Origin of the sequence: Streptomyces sp. NPDC046859 (assembly GCF_040645135.1) — a bacterium.
Lineage (GTDB): Bacteria > Actinomycetota > Actinomycetes > Streptomycetales > Streptomycetaceae > Streptomyces.
This window is the reverse complement of the sequence record NZ_JBEYXR010000011.1, coordinates 221,649-238,228: the sequence shown is the minus strand read 5'-3', so window position 1 is coordinate 238,228 and position 16,580 is coordinate 221,649. Positions and strand designations below refer to the sequence as shown.

Sequence of the window (16,580 nt, the reverse complement as noted above, 5' to 3'; positions counted from 1 at the left end):
GAGTTCTCAAGGAACGGACGCTTCCTTTGTACTCACCCTCTCGGGCTTTCCTCCGGGCGCTTCCCTTCGGTCTTGCGTTTCCGACTCTATCAGATCTTTCCGACCCGATTTCCTCGGCGCTTTCCAGGTTCCCGCTTCCGCGTTTCCCTTTCCGGCGGTTCCGACTTTATCAGAAGTTCTGAGTCGGATTTCCCGCCCCCTGCGGGGCCGGTCCGGGCACATGAAGTGGCCGGGTTCCCCTCGGGCGGAGCCGTAAACCTACTGGAGCGGGGCGCCCCGATGCAAATCGAGGCGCCCCGCTCCTGAGTCAGGCGGCCGTGGGCCGGCGGGTCGTCAGACCTCCACGACCACCGGCAGGATCATCGGCCGGCGCCGGTAGTTGTCCGAGACCCACTTGCCGAGGGTCCGGCGCACCAGTTGCTGGAGCTGGTGCGGTTCGACCACGCCGTCCTGGGCCGAGCGTTCCAGCGTCTCGGTGATCCTCGGGATGACGTCCGCGAAGGCGGAGTCCTCGATGCCGGAGCCGCGGGCCTGGATGTGCGGGCCTCCCGTGATCTTGCCGGTGGAGGAGTCCACCACCACGAAGACCGAGATGATGCCCTCGTCGCCGAGGATCTTGCGGTCCTTCAGGGCCGGCTCGCCCACGTCGCCGACCGAGAGGCCGTCGACGTAGACGTATCCGGCCTGGACCTTGCCCGCGATCTTGGCCTTGCCCTCGACGAGGTCGACGACGACGCCGTCCTCGGCGATGACGATGCGGTCGTGCGGGACGCCCGTCAGGGCGCCCAGCTCGGCGTTGGCACGCAGGTGGCGCCATTCGCCGTGGACCGGCATCAGATTCTTCGGGCGGCAGATGTTGTAGAAGTACAGCAGCTCGCCGGCCGAGGCGTGGCCCGAGACGTGGACCTTGGCGTTGCCCTTGTGGACGACGTTGGCGCCCCAGCGGGTCAGGCCGTTGATCACGCGGTAGACCGCGTTCTCGTTGCCGGGGATGAGCGACGACGCCAGGATCACGGTGTCGCCCTGGACGATGCGGATCTGGTGGTCGCGGTTGGCCATCCGGGACAAGGCGGCCATCGGCTCGCCCTGGGAGCCCGTACAGACCAGGACCACCTCGCTGTCCGGCAGGTCGTCGAGCGTCTTGACGTCCACGACCAGGCCCGGCGGGACCTTGAGGTAGCCGAGGTCGCGTGCGATGCCCATGTTGCGGACCATCGAGCGGCCGACGAAGGCGACCCGGCGGCCGTACTCGTGGGCCGCGTCCAGGACCTGCTGGATGCGGTGGACGTGGCTGGCGAAGCTGGCCACGATCACGCGCTTGCGGGCGCCGGCGAAGACCTGGCGCAGGACGTTGGAGATGTCCCGCTCGTGCGGGGTGAAGCCCGGCACTTCCGCGTTCGTGGAGTCGGAGAGGAGAAGGTCGATGCCCTCTTCGCTCAGACGTGCGAAGGCGTGCAGGTCGGTCAGGCGGTTGTCCAGCGGGAGCTGGTCCATCTTGAAGTCGCCCGTGTGGACCACCATGCCCGCGGGGGTGCGGATGGCCACGGCGAGGGCGTCCGGGATGGAGTGGTTGACCGCGACGAACTCGCAGTCGAAGGGGCCGATGCGCTCGCGGTTCCCCTCGGACACCTCGAGGGTGTACGGGCGGATGCGGTGCTCCTGGAGCTTGGCCTCGATGAGGGCCAGGGTCAGCTTGGAGCCGATCAGCGGGATGTCCGGCTTCTCGCGCAGCAGGAAGGGGACACCGCCGATGTGGTCCTCGTGACCGTGGGTGAGGACGATGCCCTCGATGTCGTCGAGGCGGTCCCTGATGGACGAGAAGTCCGGCAGGATCAGGTCGATTCCGGGCTGCTCCTCCTCGGGGAAGAGCACTCCGCAGTCGACGATCAGCAGGCGGCCGCCGTACTCGAAGACGGTCATGTTCCGGCCGATCTCGCCGAGGCCGCCGAGCGGGGTGACCCGTAGTCCGCCTTCGGGGAGCGGCGGGGGCGGGGCCAGTTCAGGATGCGGATGACTCAAAAGACTCTCCTCACCACACGCGCCACGTACCGGTTGGCACGTGGCGCGCATGACGTTCGTGCAGAAGCAGTTGTCGTTGTGGGGTGCAGGCACCGGTGGCCTGCTTATTCAGTTGTGAAGTCAGGTGCGCGGCGAGCGCGCGAAGTCTGTGCTCAGAGCTGTACCCCGCCGGCAGCAAGATCGATCTTGAGCTGCTCGATCTCCTCGGGAGAGCACTCCACCATGGGGGCGCGCAGCGGTCCCGCGGGCAGCCCCTGGAGGGCGAGCGCCGCCTTGGTGGTCATGACGCCCTGGGTGCGGAACATGCCGGTGTAGACCGGGAGCAGCTTCTGGTGGATCTCGGTGGCCTTCTGGACGTCACCGGAGGTGTACGCCTCGATGAGCGCGCGCAGGTCCGGGGTGACGACATGGCCGACGACGGAGACGAAGCCGACCGCGCCCACGGAGAGCAGGGGCAGGTTCAGCATGTCGTCGCCGGAGTACCAGGCGAGCCCGGAGCGGGCGATGGTCCAGCTGGCACGGCCGAGGTCGCCCTTGGCGTCCTTGTTGGCCACGATGCGCGGGTGCTCCGCGAGCCGGACGATCGTCTCGGTGCTGATCGGGACGCCGCTGCGGCCGGGGATGTCATAGAGCATGACGGGCAGGCCGGCGCTGTCGGCGATGGCCTTGAAGTGCTGGTACAGGCCCTCCTGCGGGGGCTTGTTGTAGTACGGCGTGACGACCAGCAGGCCGTGTGCGCCCACCTGCTCCGCGTCGTCGGCGAGCTCCAGGCTGTGCCGGGTGTCGTTGGTGCCGACTCCGGCCACCACGTGCGCCCGGTCGCCGACGGCCTCCAGCACGGCGCGTACGAGGTCCTTCTTCTCCGCGTTGCTGGTGGTGGGGGACTCGCCGGTGGTGCCGTTGATGACCAGGCCGTCATTGCCTGCGTCCACCAGGTGCGTGGCGAGCCGCTGCGCGCCGTCGAGATCGAGTACGCCGTCCGCCGTGAAGGGCGTGATCATGGCGGTGAGGACCCGCCCGAAGGGGGTCTGCGGAGTCGAGGTCGGAGCCATGGGATACACGCTACTCGTTGTGCACGGCCGGGTCTTCCCTCGGGGGGTGCGGCAAAGTCCGGACAAATAAGGAGCCCGGCACTGCCTGCTCGGGGGTTCAAGCAGTGCCGGGTCCGTTTGATCAGGCTAGATGAACTTCTCTAAATGCCGCAATACGGACACCTCGCGAGGCTGACGCCGCGCTGCCGCACCGACCGCCCCGGGGCGGTCGGGTCACGGCGCCAGCCGGCCGTTCGCGTTGAAGGCCGCGTACGTGAGGGGCATGAGCTTGGCCCACTCCGCCTCCATGCGCTCGCCCACCATCTCGATCTCGCGCTGCGGGAAGGACGGGACCTTGGCCAGCTCGTGCTGGGTGCGCAGGCCGAGGAAGTGCATCAGCGAGCGGGCGTTGCACGTGGCGTACATCGAGGAGAACAGGCCGACCGGGAGGACCGCGCGGGCGACCTCGCGTGCCACCCCGGCGGCGAGCATCTCCTGGTACGCCTCGTACGCCTGCCGGTAGGAGTCCTCCATGACGCGGCCGACGAGCTCCTGCTGGGCCTGGGTGCCCTCCACGAAGACGTACTTGCCGGGGCGGCCCTCCTGCACGAGCTTGCGGGACTCGTCCGGGACGTAGAAGACGGGCTGGAGCTCCCGGTAGCGGCCGCTCTCCTCGTTGTACGACCAGCCCACGCGGTGCCGCATGAACTCGCGGAAGACGAAGATCGGGGCGCTGATGAAGAAGGTCATCGAGTTGTGCTCGAAGGGGCTGCCGTGCCGGTCCCGCATCAGGTAGTTGATCAGGCCCCTGGAGCGCTCCGGGTCCTTCTTCAGCTCGTCCAGGGACTGCTCTCCGGCGGTGGAGACACGGGCGGCCCACAGCACGTCGGAGTCGGCCGCGCTGTGCTTGACCAGCTCCACGGTGACATCGCTGCGGAAGCTGGGTTTGACGTCGGCGGCGGGGGTGTCGGTCACGGCTGGGGAGTCCTTCCATCACGTCTTCGGGCGGCGCCCACTCTACGGGCCGGCTCTGACAACGGGGCGATCGGTGCCGGGTCACGACATACGTCGGCGAATTTCTGTGAATTCGGTGAAAGCGGGCACCAATTGGGGCGTTCGTCCGTCTGTCCTCATGACGTTCACCCCCTTCGCCCCCGAGAGGAGACGACCTCCCGATGCTCCGCCGGCGCGAGTCCGTTCCCTTCGCCTTCGTCGCCGAGGCCGACCGGTTCCGCAGCAATGTCACTCCCCCGCCCCGTGAGCGGGCCTCCCTCGGGCAGCTGGCCGGGCGCGCGCTGCTCGGTCTCACCCTCGTCGCCGGTCTCGTCGGCTCGCTGGTGATCGGTACGCCTGCCCTGTCGACCGACACCGGCGACGGCACCCAGCAGTCGCAGGCGTCCGACGGGCGCTGACCCCTTCGGACCCCCAAGGGTGGTGAGTGGTCATCCGGCTCGGTAGCCTCACCGGGCACAGCCCATGCATGGATTGAGTGAGGACCAGCCGTGCCCCTGCCCTTCCTGACGGCCGACCGCGCGTTCGAGGCAGCCGACGACGTCGCGCTGCCCTACGACGACCACGAACGCTGGCGGCGGCCCTACCGTCCCGGGCCGTGGCGGGTGGGCGCGGCCGCGCTGTGGCTGCTGCTCGCCTCCTACGTGCTGTTCGCCGCGGTCATCATCGCGCTGACCGGCACCCTGGCCGCGGCCGCCTCCGTGTTCGGCGTCGCGCTGGTCGTCATCGCCGGGGCGCTGCGCATGCTGCGCATCGGCGTGTGGGTGAGCTCCCGGGGACTGCGTCACGTCCGGTTCCTCGCCACCCGTACGGTGCCCTGGCAGCAGGTCGCCGCCGTGCGGACGGTGCAGCAGCCGGTGCGCTGGCTGGGGCTGCCCCGGACCGTGCAGGGGCAGGCGCTGCTGCTCGTACGCCAGGGCCGTGGAGCGGACGACATGCCCGTGCTGATGACCACGCACAGCGCGGACTTCCTCGCCCGTCCCGTCGCGTTCGACCGGGCCACCGACGCCGTCGAGGCGTGGGCCGCGGAGAACGCGCGCGGCTGAGCCGGAGTACGCGTGAGGGGCCGGTCCACGGTGGTGGGCCGGCCCCTCACGCGTACGGGTCAGACGTCGGCGGTCCGACCGTCGTGCAGGGCGATGGCGCGCTGCATGGCCTTGCGGGCCCGCGGGGTGTCACGGGCGTCGTGGTAGGCGACGGCCAGGCGGAACCAGCTGCGCCAGTCGTCGGGCGCGGCCTCGGTCTCCGCCTTGCGCCGGGCGAAGACCTCGTCGGCGGAGTCGCGGTCGATACGGCCGCTGGGAGTGCGCCGCAGCTCGTCGCGGGGCAGGCCGCCCTCGGCGTCGAGCTGGGCGGCCAGCGCGTTGGCCCGGCGGACGAACTGGGTGTTCTTCCACAGGAACCACACGCCGATGACCGGCAGGATCAGCACGGCCACACCGAAGGTGACCGTGAGGACGGTGCCGGACTGGATGAGCATGACGCCCCGGCTGCCGACCAGGACGAAGTAGACGACCAGGACGGCGGCCGTCACGGCGTAGGAGATCTTCGCGCGCATCAGTGGGGTCTCGTGTCAGCTCAGGTCGAGGAAGTGCTCCAGGCCGAAGGTCAGGCCCGGAGTGGTCACCACCCGCCGCGCGCCGAGCAGGATGCCCGGCATGAAGCTGCTGTGGTGCAGGGAGTCGTGCCGGACGGTGAGAATCTCGCCCTCGCCGCCGAGGAGTACCTCCTGGTGGGCGAGCAGGCCGCGCAGCCGGACCGCGTGGACCGGCACCCCGTCGACGCTGGCGCCGCGGGCGCCCTCCAGGGCGGTCTCCGTGGCGTCCGGCGCCGGTGCCGTGCCCGCCGCCCGGCGCGCCTCGGCGATGAGCTGGGCGGTGCGGGTGGCGGTGCCGGAGGGGGCGTCGACCTTCTTCGGGTGGTGCAGTTCGACGACCTCGACGGACTCGAAGTAGGGCGCGGCGAGCTGCGCGAACTTCATCGTCAGGACGGCGCCGATGGAGAAGTTCGGCGCGATGAGCACACCCGTCTTCGGGGAGGCGTCGAGCCAGCCGCGGAGCTGCGCGAGGCGGTCGTCGGTCCAGCCGGTCGTCCCGACGACGGCGTGGATGCCATGGCCGACGCAGTACTCGAGGTTGGCCATCACCGAGTCCGGCGTGGTCAGTTCGACGGCCACCTGGGCGCCCGTCTCCGCCAGGGTCTCCAGCTTGTCGCCCCGGCTCAGGGCGGCGACCAGCTCCATGTCCTCGGCGGCCTCGACCGCCCGTACCGCCTCGGAGCCGATCCGGCCCTTGGCGCCGAGGACCGCCACGCGCAGCTTGCTCATCTCTTGTGCTTCCTTCAACCGGGGATGGTCAGGCGACGGCGTCGTGCAGCCGGGCCGCCTGCTTGTCCTTGAGCGGGCCGATGACCGACAGCGAGGGTCGTGCGCCCAGGATGTCGCGGGCGACCGCGCGCACGTCGTCGGGGGTCACGGCCGCGATGTGGGACAGCATGTCGTCGACGGACATCTGCTCGCCCCAGCACAGCTCGCTCTTGCCGATACGGTTCATCAGCGCGCCGGTGTCCTCCAGGCCGAGGACCGTGGAGCCGCGGAGCTGGCCGATGGCGCGGTCGATCTCGTCGTCGGACAGGCCGTGCTCGGCGACCTGGTCGAGCTCGTCCCGGCAGATCTTCAGCACGTCGTGGACCTGCGAGGGACGGCAGCCCGCGTACACCCCGAACAGGCCGCAGTCGGCGAAGCCGGAGGTGTACGAGTACACGCTGTAGGCCAGGCCGCGCTTCTCGCGGACCTCCTGGAAGAGACGGGAGGACATGCCGCCGCCCAGGGCGGTGTTGAGGACGCCGAGCGCCCAGCGGCACTCGTCGGTGCGGGCCAGGCCGGGCATGCCGAGGACGACGTGCGCCTGCTCGGTCTTGCGGCCGATCAGATCGACGCGGCCGGCCGCCCGGATGGTGCGCCGTCCGTCGCGCGGGGCGACGGGGACGGCCGCCGGGTCCTTGAAGGCGCCCGCCTTCTCGAACGCCGCACGGACCTGCCGGACGACCTTCTGGTGGTCGACGTTACCCGCGGCGGCCACGACCAGGTGCGTCGGGTCGTAGTGCTTCTTGTAGAAGCGGCGGACACGATCCGCGGTGAGCGCGTTGACGGTGTCGACGGTGCCGAGGACGGGACGGCCGAGGGGGTTGTCGCCGAACATGGTGTGCGCGAACAGGTCGTGCACGCAGTCGCCCGGGTCGTCCTCGGTCATGGCGATCTCCTCGAGGATGGCGCCGCGCTCGACGTCGACGTCCTCCTCGCGGATCAGCGAGCCGGTCAGCATGTCGCAGACGACGTCGATGGCGAGCGGCAGGTCGGTGTCGAGCACGCGCGCGTAGTAGCACGTGTACTCCTTCGCCGTGAAGGCGTTCATCTCGCCGCCCACCGCGTCGACCGCGGCGGAGATGTCCAGGGCGGACCTGCGGGCCGTGCCCTTGAACAGCAGGTGTTCCAGGTAGTGCGTGGCGCCGTTCAGCGCGGGCGTCTCGTCCCGGGAGCCGACGTGGGCCCAGATGCCGAAGGTCGCCGAGCGGACCGAGGGCAGGGTCTCGGTGACGATGCGCAGACCACCGGGGAGGGTCGTCTTGCGGACCGTGCCGATGCCGTTCCGGCCCTTGATCAGGGTTTGGGTACGGGCGACGGCCCGCGCCTCCGAGGAGGTGCGGGCCGTCGCCGTGGAGCTGATCGACGTCACTTGTCGGCGTCGTCCTTCTGGTCGGCGGAGTCCTCTTCGCCCTCGATCACGGGGACGAGGGAGAGCTTGCCGCGGGAGTCGATCTCGGCGATCTCGACCTGGACCTTCTGGCCCACGCCGAGGACGTCCTCGACGTTCTCCACGCGCTTGCCGCCGGCGAGCTTGCGGATCTGCGAGATGTGCAGCAGACCGTCCTTGCCGGGCAGCAGCGAGACGAACGCGCCGAAGGTCGTCGTCTTCACGACGGTGCCCAGGTAGCGCTCGCCGACCTCCGGCATGGTCGGGTTGGCGATGCCGTTGATCGTGGCGCGGGCGGCCTCGGCGGCCGGGCCGTCGGCGGCACCGATGTAGATGGTGCCGTCGTCCTCGATCGTGATCTCGGCGCCGGTGTCCTCCTGGATCTGGTTGATCATCTTGCCCTTGGGGCCGATGACCTCGCCGATCTTGTCGACCGGGATCTTCACGGTGATGATCCGCGGCGCGTTCGGGGACATCTCGTCCGGCGTGTCGATCGCTTCCATCATCACGTCGAGGATGTGGAGGCGGGCGTCACGGGCCTGCTTCAGGGCGGCGGCCAGGACGGAGGCCGGGATGCCGTCCAGCTTGGTGTCGAGCTGGAGGGCGGTCACGAACTCCTTGGTGCCGGCGACCTTGAAGTCCATGTCGCCGAAGGCGTCCTCCGCACCGAGGATGTCGGTGAGGGTGACGTAGTGCGTCTCGCCCTCGATCTCCTGGGAGATCAGGCCCATGGCGATACCGGCGACGGGGGCCTTCAGCGGCACACCGGCGTTCAGCAGGGACATGGTGGAGGCGCAGACCGAGCCCATGGACGTCGAGCCGTTGGAGCTCAGCGCCTCGGAGACCTGGCGGATCGCGTAGGGGAACTCCTCGCGGGTCGGCAGGACCGGCACGAGGGCGCGCTCGGCGAGGGCGCCGTGGCCGATCTCGCGGCGCTTCGGGGAGCCGACGCGGCCGGTCTCACCGGTGGAGTACGGCGGGAAGTTGTAGTTGTGCATGTAGCGCTTGCGGGTCACCGGGGAGAGGGTGTCCAGCTGCTGCTCCATGCGGAGCATGTTGAGGGTGGTGACGCCCAGGATCTGGGTCTCGCCACGCTCGAACACCGCGGAGCCGTGCACGCGCGGGATGGCCTCGACCTCGGCGGCGAGCGTACGGATGTCCGTGAGACCACGGCCGTCGATACGCTTCTTCTCCTTGATCACGCGCTCGCGGACGAGCTGCTTGGTCAGGGCGCGGTACGCGGCGGAGATCTCCTTCTCGCGGCCCTCGAACTCCGGGAGGAGCTTCTCGGCGGCGAGCGCCTTGACGCGGTCCAGCTCGGCCTCGCGCTCCTGCTTGCCGGGGATGGTCAGCGCGGAGGCGAGCTCCGGCTTCACGGCGGCGGCGAGGGCCTCGAGGACGTCGTCCTGGTAGTCCAGGAAGATCGGGAACTCGGCGGTCGGCTTGGCGGCCTTCGCGGCGAGGTCGGCCTGGGCCTTGCAGAGGACCTTGATGAAGGGCTTCGCGGCCTCGAGACCGGCGGCGACGACCTCCTCGGTCGGCGCCTCGGCGCCGCCCTTGACCAGCTGGATGGTCTTCTCGGTGGCCTCGGCCTCGACCATCATGATCGCGACGTCGCCGTCCTCCAGGGTGCGGCCCGCGACGACCATGTCGAAGACGGCGTCCTCGAGCTCGGTGTGCGTGGGGAAGGCGACCCACTGGCCGTTGATCAGCGCGACGCGGACGCCGCCGATCGGGCCGGAGAAGGGCAGGCCGGCCAGCTGCGTCGACGCGGACGCGGCGTTGATCGCCACGACGTCGTACAGGTGGTCGGGGTTGAGCGCCATGATCGTGGCGACGACCTGGATCTCGTTGCGCAGGCCCTTCTTGAAGGAGGGGCGCAGCGGGCGGTCGATCAGGCGGCAGGTGAGGATGGCGTCCTCGGAGGGACGGCCCTCACGGCGGAAGAAGCTGCCGGGGATCTTGCCGGCCGCGTACATCCGCTCCTCGACGTCCACCGTGAGGGGGAAGAAGTCGAGCTGGTCCTTGGGGTTCTTGGAGGCGGTGGTGGCCGACAGCACCATGGTGTCGTCGTCCAGGTACGCCACGGCGGAACCGGCGGCCTGCTTGGCCAGGCGGCCCGTCTCGAAGCGAATGGTGCGGGTGCCGAAGGAGCCGTTGTCGATGACGGCCTCGGCGTAGTGGGTCTCGTTCTCCACTAGCGTTTTCTCCGTTACTTGTCGTCTTTCGTCCGCCGACTGCCCGTGTGGCAGGGGGACGGTGGCGGAGAAGCGCTCCGTGCGGTGCGGGCCGGTCTTCGATCGAAGCACCCGGGGATCGCTTCCCCCGGGGGCCACTACCGAGGACCGGCGGCGGCTAGGCGCGCTTCTCCTCATGTCGGTGGACCACTTCGTTTCCGTGTTCCACGTCATGCGTTGTGCTACCACACTACAAAGCGTGAGTGACAGTCCGCATGTTTCCGCACGTGCGGGCGGTTTCCCGCATGTACGGCAAAGGGAGCGGCCCCCGATTCACGGGAACCGCTCCCCTCATGGCGTCCTACTTGGCGCCCGCCGCACCGCGGCGGATGCCGAGGCGGTCGACCAGCGTACGGAAGCGCTGGATGTCCTTCTTGGCCAGGTACTGCAGAAGGCGGCGACGCTGACCGACCAGGATCAGCAGACCACGACGGGAGTGGTGGTCGTGCTTGTGGGTCTTGAGGTGCTCGGTCAGGTCGGAGATCCGACGGGAGAGCATGGCGACCTGGACCTCGGGGGAGCCGGTGTCGCCCTCCTTCTGGCCGAACTCGCTGATGATCTGCTTCTTCGTAGCGGCGTCGAGCGGCACGCGTACTCCTTGGGTGTCTTCTGTTGCCACCGAGTGCCCCTGGTCTGCATCTCAGGGGAGCTTCCGTGACTCGGGAGGCGGGGATCCGCTGGGCGCTGCCCCCAGGTGGACCGGGGGCGCGTACACAAACGGCCGTCACACAGCGTACCAGCACCGGGGCACACCCCCGGACGGGGGCCGCCCCGGTGGGAACGGCGTCAGAATCCGCCGCGGACTTCGGCGTACACGTCGAGGACGGCGAGGCAGATCGGCACCAGGGAGAGCAGCACCAGGGAGTCGGCGAGGTCGAGCATGCGGCCCCAGAAGGGGGACAGCCCCTTCTGGGGGACGATCAGGGCGATCGCGATGAGCAGCAGCACACCGGCGCCGACGGAGGCGCCGAGCCACAGGGTGCGCACGTCGACCGGTCCGGAGTTGCCCTGGAGCAGGTCCATGATGATGTCGGCCGGCGGGGAGATCGCGAGGCCGAGGACCAGCAGGGCGAGGGTGACGACGCCGGCCACGAACAGGCAGGTGACCTGTGCGGTGTAGCGGAAGAGCCGGGCGCGCAGCATGGCGGCCAGGCCGGTGCACAGGGCGAGCAGCTGGGCCCAGCCGCTGGCGCTGAAGCCGAGCACGGCGCCGGCCGAGCCGACGATGACCGCGGCGCAGCCGCCGACCAGGCCGAGCAGGAGCTCGTGGCCGCGGCTGGTCTGGGCGACGATGCGCTGGACGTCGACGGCCTCCAGGTCGCCGTCGCGGCCCTCGCGGCGGGCGCGGGCCAGGTCCTCGGGGTTGCGGAAGCCGATGGGGAGCTTGGCGAAGCGGGCCGACCAGCCGGGCAGGAAGCCGACGACGGCGAGGGCGACGACGGCGGTGCCGGCGGCGATCTCGCGGGGCTCGGCCTCGGTGAGCACACCGCAGAACACGGCGAGGGTGCCGATCGCGGAGGCGAGCGCGGCGGCCACGAACGGGGCGTCGCCCTGCGGCAGCAGCATGATCAGGACGACGGAGAACAGGAGTACGGCGACGCAGCCGACCAGGAACTGGACGCGTCCGGGGCCGTCTCCCGCGTCCTGCGGGATGACGCCGGAGCCGGCGATCAGCGCGTGCGGCAGCGCCGAGATGCCGAGGGCGACGGCGGAGCCGCGGTCGTCGTAGACGCGGGCCCGGACGCCGGCGAGGGCGGTCAGGGCGAGCGCGGTGACTCCGGCGAGGATGCCCTGCAGTCCGTGCATGTCGTGCCGGACCGGGTCGGCGAACCAGAACACGAAGCCGAGCATGACCAGCAGCAGGGACCCGGCGACGAGACCGGCGAGCCGCATCAGGTTGTCGTTCCAGCTGCGCAGGTCCTGCTTGACGGCGGCGGCGATGGCGTCGACCACGTCGTCGTGCACGGCCGGCGGCAGCGAGTCCGCGAAGGTGCGCAGCAGCAGCACCTCGCCGTCCCTGACCCGGTGCTCCAGCAACGAACGGCTGGCGTCGAGCACCTGCCCCTCGCGGGTGACGAGGTGGTAACCCGAGGGGCTGGTGTCCGACTGGACCAGGCCCGAGAGCCTCACGATCTCGGGAAAGAGGTCCTGGATCGGCAGGTCCTCGGGCAGCGCGACGTCGACACGGCTGTCCGGTGCCGCGATGGTGATTCGGCAGAAACCTGTCGAAGTCCCCGTGCTCACCTGGTGTTCCCCCTGCTAGACAAGGCTTCTTCGCGTCGCTCGTACGACGCGGTTGGCCACCCTATCCGTTGGGGCACCTGCCTCAGGAGCTACCTCCCGCATTCCTCCCAGGATTTGCGCCGCATCTCCATCCTCCTGGCTCCCTGGCGTCCTGCCCGCATCAGTAGGATCGACGCCTACGCGAACGACGCCTACGCGAAAAGAACGTCGCGGTACACGGGGGCGTCAATGCCAGGACGTATCAATCGCGAAGGATGAGTGCATCGGTGAGCGTCGTCATCATCAAGCGACCACCGCGGACAGTGCCCCCGGCCGTCCCGGACGGCGAGGTCAAACTCGAGACGCCGCCCGAGATTCCGCGCGAGGGCGACGAGAGCATGCTGATGAACCTGCTGCCCATGATGGGCATGCTGGGTTCGGTCGGCTTCTTCTTCATGCCCAACCTGCCCTCGTACATGAGGGTGGTCGGTGGTCTGATGCTGGCCTCGACGGTGGCCATGGCCATAGCCCAGTTCGCCAAGTCGCGGCAGGGCGGCGGCGCGGGCATGGCGCAGGACCGGCGTGACTACTTCCGCTACCTGGAGCAGGTCCGCAAGGACGTGCACAAGACCGCCGAACTCCAGCGGCAGAGCCAGCTGTTCCAGCATCCCGACCCGGAGCAGCTGTGGGCGGTGGCGGCCGACAGCAGGCGGCTGTGGGAACGGCGCCCGACCGACGGCGACTTCGCCTCCGTGCGCGTCGGCCGGGGTGTCCAGCAGCTCAACACCCCGCTGGTGGCGCCCGAGACGGCGCCGAAGGAGGAGCTGGAGCCGCTGACGGCGGCGGCCATGAAGGCGTTCCTGGACGCGCACGGCAGCCTGTCCGACCTGCCCGTCGCGATCTCGCTGCGCGCCTTCTACCACGTGACGATCTGCGGCGAGACCGAGACGGTCTACGGCAACGCCCGCGCGGCCCTGGCCCAGTTGGCGACGCTGCACTCCCCCGAGGACATGATGATCGCCGTCGTGGCGCATCCGTCCTCGGTGGAGGAGTGGGACTGGATCAAGTGGCTGCCACACAGCCAGCACCCGAAGGCCAAGGACGGCGCCGGTTCGGCCCGGCTTCTCTTCGACGACCTGGGTGAGCTGGAGGAGTCGCTGGCGGACCAACTGGGCGACCGGCCGCGCTGGAACCGCGAGGCGAACCCCGTCTACGACCAGCCGCACCTGGTCGTCATCCTCGACGGCGGCACCGTGCCCCCGGACTCCGAGCTGGCCAGCAGCGAGGGACTGCAGGGCGTCACCTTCCTGGAGATCGCCCCCGGCGAGCTGGAGGAGGAGCTGCGGGCCGGCCTCACGGCGTACGTGAAGCCGCAGCGGATGCGGCTGTTCGTCGGCCACGAGTCCGCGTACAGCGGCAGGCCGGACATCCTCAACGTGGCGCAGGCCGAGTCCCTGGCCCGCCAGCTCGCCCCGTTCCGGGTTGGCTCGGCGGAGGAGGGCGAACCGCTGCTGTCCAACCTGGACTTCACCGACCTGATGGGCATCGGCGACGCCGGTACGGTCGACGTCTCGCGCACCTGGCGGCCGCGCACCCTGCACGAGCGGCTGCGGGTGCCGATCGGCGTCGGGGAGAACGGCGAGCCGGTCATGCTCGACCTCAAGGAGGCCTCCCAGGAGGGCATGGGCCCGCACGGCCTGTGTGTCGGCGCCACCGGTTCCGGCAAGTCCGAGGTGCTGCGCACGCTGGTGCTCGGTCTCGCGGTCACGCACTCCTCGGAGACGCTGAACTTCATCCTCGCGGACTTCAAGGGCGGCGCGACCTTCGCCGGCATGGCGGACATGCCGCACACCGCGGCCGTCATCACCAACCTGGCCGACGACCTCACCCTGGTCGACCGCATGCGCGACTCGATCATGGGTGAGACGCAGCGCCGCCAGGAGCTGCTGCGCTCGGCGGGCAACTACGCCAACCTGCACGACTACGAGAAGGCCCGGGCCGCGGGTGCCGCCCTGGAGCCGCTGGCCTCGCTGGTGATCGTGCTCGACGAGTTCTCCGAACTCCTCACCGCCAAGCCCGACTTCATCGACATGTTCATCCAGATCGGCCGTATCGGCCGGTCGCTGGGCATCCACCTGCTGCTGGCGTCGCAGCGCCTGGAGGAGGGCAAGCTCCGCGGTCTGGACACCTATCTGTCGTACCGGATCGGTCTGCGGACGTTCTCCGCCGCCGAGTCCCGTACGGCGATCGGTGTGCCGGACGCCTACCACCTGCCGTCGATCCCCGGCTCCGGCTACCTGCGCTACGACACCGACACGATGGTCCGCTTCAAGGCCGCGTACGTGTCCGGGCCGTACCACGGCGAGGGTCCGTCGCGGGTGAGCCGTTCGACGCAGCTGCGGCCCGCGCTGTTCACGGCGGAGCAGGTGGCGCTGCCCCCGCAGCCGGTCGTGGAGGAGCCGGAGCCCGACAACCGCGTGGACGACGCGCTGGCCGACACCGTCCTCGACGTCCTGGTCAGCCGCATGGTCAACCAGGGTCCGCCCGCCCACCAGGTGTGGCTGCCCCCGCTGGAGGAGGCGCCGTCGCTGGAGCAGTTGCTCCCGCAGCTCGCCGTCACCCAGGAACGCGGTCTGACCGCCCCCGACTACACGGCTCTGGGCCGGCTGAACGTGCCGGTCGGCCTGGTCGACAAGCCGTTCGAGCAGCGGCGTGACGTGCTGTACCGGGACTTCTCCGGCGGTGCCGGTCACGGCCTGTTCGTGGGTGGCCCGCAGTCCGGCAAGTCGACCCTGCTGCGCACGCTGATCTCGTCGTTCGCGCTCACCCACACGCCGTCCGAAGTGCAGTTCTACTGCCTGGACTTCGGCGGTGGCGGTCTGATCTCGATGGAGGAGCTGGCGCACGTCGGCGGCGTCGCCAACCGGCTGGACGCCGAGAAGGTGCGCCGTACGGTCAGCGAGGTCGAGGGCATCCTCAACGCGCGCGAGGAGTACTTCCGCGCCCACAACGTCGACTCGATCTCCACGTTCCGTCAGCGCCGGGCGTCGGGCCTGCTGCCCGACCAGCCCTGGGGCGACGTGTTCCTGGTCATCGACGGCTGGGCCACGTTCAAGACGGACTACGAGCAGCTGGAGTCGTCCGTCACCGAGATCGCGACACGCGGCCTCGGCTTCGGCGTGCATGTCGTCCTCACCGCGAGCCGGTACACCGAGGTCCGGCCCGCGCTCAAGGACATGCTGCAGAACCGCATCGAGCTGCGGCTCGGTGACCCGACCGAGTCCGAGATCGACCGCAAGGTCGCGCAGAACGTCCCGGCCACCGTGCCGGGCCGCGGTCTGACCCAGGACAAGCTGCACTTCATGGCGGGTCTGCCCCGTGTCGACGGCTCCTCGGAGACGGAGGACCTGTCCGAGGCCACGTCCATCCTGCTCCGGGGCATCAACGACAACTGGCAGGGCAGCCACGCCCCGGCGGTGCGCCTGCTGCCCACGATGATGCCGGCGGACCGGCTGCCCAAGGGCTTCGAGCACCCGGACCGCGGTGTCGCCATCGGCATCGACGAGTCGTCGCTGTCGCCGGTCTTCGTCGACTTCGAGACCGACCCGCTGTTCATCGTGTTCGGTGAGAGCGAGTCCGGTAAGTCCGCGATGCTGCGGCTGCTCATCAAGCAGATCACCGAGCGGTACACGCCGGAGCAGGCGAAGATCGTCATGGGTGACTACCGGCGCGCCCACCTGGAGGGCGTGCCCGAGTCGCATCTGTCGCGCTACTGCGCGGCGGCGCCGGCCCTGACGGAGACGCTGGAGGGTCTGGCCGGTTCGATGCACCGCCGGATGCCCGGCCCGGACGTCACGCCCGAGCAGCTGCGCAACCGCAGCTGGTACAGCAGCCCGGACGCGTTCGTCATCGTCGACGACTACGACCTGGTGGCGACCGGCGTGAACCCGCTGGCACCGCTGCTGGAGTACCTGCCGTTCGCCCGTGACATCGGTCTGCGCGTGATCATCGCGCGGGCGTCGGGCGGCGCCAGCCGGTCCCTCTACGAGCCGGTGATGCAGCGGATGCGGGAGCTCGGCGCCCAGGGCGTCGTGCTCTCCGGCGACCGGTCCGAGGGCGCGCTCCTCGGCAACATCACGGCGACCCAGCTGCCGCCGGGACGTGGCTACTTCCACACCCGCAGGCGTGGTGGGCAGCTGATCCAGACGGGGTGGCTGCCGAACCGGTTCTGAGCCGGGCGCTGTCGGCCTTTTCTGTGGGGCGGTACCCGAGCAGGGTGCCGCCCCTCCGCCGTCCCAGGGGGCTGG

The 16,580-nt window shown here is 69.9% G+C and carries 12 protein-coding genes; 3 read left to right on the top strand and 9 right to left on the bottom strand.

From position 1 onward, the window contains the following. Positions 1-333 precede the first annotated feature (333 nt). The 3 genes from ABZ899_RS19095 to thyX form a co-directional block, all read right to left on the bottom strand. Positions 334-2,019 (bottom strand): ribonuclease J, encoded by a 1,686-nt coding sequence (locus ABZ899_RS19095; RefSeq protein WP_361347246.1) that lies wholly within the window; start codon positions 2,017-2,019, stop codon positions 334-336. Positions 2,020-2,171: 152 nt separating this feature from the next. After that, positions 2,172-3,071 (bottom strand): 4-hydroxy-tetrahydrodipicolinate synthase, encoded by a 900-nt coding sequence (dapA, locus tag ABZ899_RS19090; protein ID WP_361347243.1) that lies wholly within the window; start codon positions 3,069-3,071, stop codon positions 2,172-2,174. Between the two features lie 213 nt (positions 3,072-3,284). After that, positions 3,285-4,025, bottom strand: coding sequence for an FAD-dependent thymidylate synthase (gene thyX / locus ABZ899_RS19085; protein ID WP_361347241.1), 741 nt, complete (start codon positions 4,023-4,025; stop codon positions 3,285-3,287). A 200-nt stretch (positions 4,026-4,225) separates the two neighbouring features. On the opposite strand from thyX, the gene ABZ899_RS19080 reads away from it, so the two are divergent. Together ABZ899_RS19080 and ABZ899_RS19075 are read left to right on the top strand one after the other, a co-directional pair. Next, entirely contained in the window at positions 4,226-4,462 is a 237-nt protein-coding gene (locus ABZ899_RS19080) for a hypothetical protein (RefSeq protein WP_361347238.1), read from the top strand. A 90-nt stretch (positions 4,463-4,552) separates the two neighbouring features. Further along, positions 4,553-5,107 (top strand): hypothetical protein, encoded by a 555-nt coding sequence (locus ABZ899_RS19075; RefSeq protein ID WP_361347236.1) that lies wholly within the window; start codon positions 4,553-4,555, stop codon positions 5,105-5,107. Between the two features lie 59 nt (positions 5,108-5,166). Here ABZ899_RS19075 and ABZ899_RS19070 read toward each other — a convergent pair whose 3' ends face one another. From ABZ899_RS19070 to eccD, 6 genes are all read right to left on the bottom strand, one after another. Continuing rightward, positions 5,167-5,619, bottom strand: a complete 453-nt coding sequence (locus tag ABZ899_RS19070; protein ID WP_361347233.1) for a hypothetical protein — start codon at positions 5,617-5,619, stop codon at positions 5,167-5,169. A gap of 15 nt (positions 5,620-5,634) precedes the next feature. Continuing rightward, positions 5,635-6,387, bottom strand: coding sequence for a 4-hydroxy-tetrahydrodipicolinate reductase (gene dapB / locus ABZ899_RS19065; RefSeq protein ID WP_361347230.1), 753 nt, complete (start codon positions 6,385-6,387; stop codon positions 5,635-5,637). 28 nt (positions 6,388-6,415) lie between these two features. Beyond that, positions 6,416-7,795 (bottom strand): pitrilysin family protein, encoded by a 1,380-nt coding sequence (locus ABZ899_RS19060; RefSeq protein WP_361347228.1) that lies wholly within the window; start codon positions 7,793-7,795, stop codon positions 6,416-6,418. After that, entirely contained in the window at positions 7,792-10,011 is a 2,220-nt protein-coding gene (locus ABZ899_RS19055; RefSeq protein ID WP_361347226.1) for a polyribonucleotide nucleotidyltransferase, read from the bottom strand. The genes ABZ899_RS19060 and ABZ899_RS19055 overlap by 4 nt, the downstream gene beginning before the upstream one ends. Before the next feature lie 340 nt (positions 10,012-10,351). After that, the gene (gene rpsO / locus ABZ899_RS19050; RefSeq protein WP_030046008.1) at positions 10,352-10,639 is read right to left on the bottom strand and encodes a 30S ribosomal protein S15; all 288 of its coding nucleotides are present in this window, start codon (positions 10,637-10,639) and stop codon (positions 10,352-10,354) included. A 197-nt stretch (positions 10,640-10,836) separates the two neighbouring features. Next, entirely contained in the window at positions 10,837-12,294 is a 1,458-nt protein-coding gene (eccD, locus tag ABZ899_RS19045; protein ID WP_361347223.1) for a type VII secretion integral membrane protein EccD, read from the bottom strand. Positions 12,295-12,560: 266 nt separating this feature from the next. Between eccD and eccCa the strand changes: the two genes are divergently transcribed. Then, the gene (gene eccCa, locus ABZ899_RS19040; RefSeq protein WP_361347220.1) at positions 12,561-16,505 is read left to right on the top strand and encodes a type VII secretion protein EccCa; all 3,945 of its coding nucleotides are present in this window, start codon (positions 12,561-12,563) and stop codon (positions 16,503-16,505) included. The last annotated feature ends 75 nt before the right edge of the window (positions 16,506-16,580 follow it).

What these genes read in the sequence shown, in the direction of transcription:
- ABZ899_RS19080 (WP_361347238.1), top strand. Translation starts at nt 4,226, where the DNA reads ATGCTCCGCCGGCGCGAGTCCGTTCCCTTCGCCTTCGTCGCCGAGGCC.
- dapA (WP_361347243.1), bottom strand. Translation starts at nt 3,071, where the DNA reads ATGGCTCCGACCTCGACTCCGCAGACCCCCTTCGGGCGGGTCCTCACC.
- ABZ899_RS19070 (WP_361347233.1), bottom strand. Translation starts at nt 5,619, where the DNA reads ATGCGCGCGAAGATCTCCTACGCCGTGACGGCCGCCGTCCTGGTCGTC.
- dapB (WP_361347230.1), bottom strand. Translation starts at nt 6,387, where the DNA reads ATGAGCAAGCTGCGCGTGGCGGTCCTCGGCGCCAAGGGCCGGATCGGC.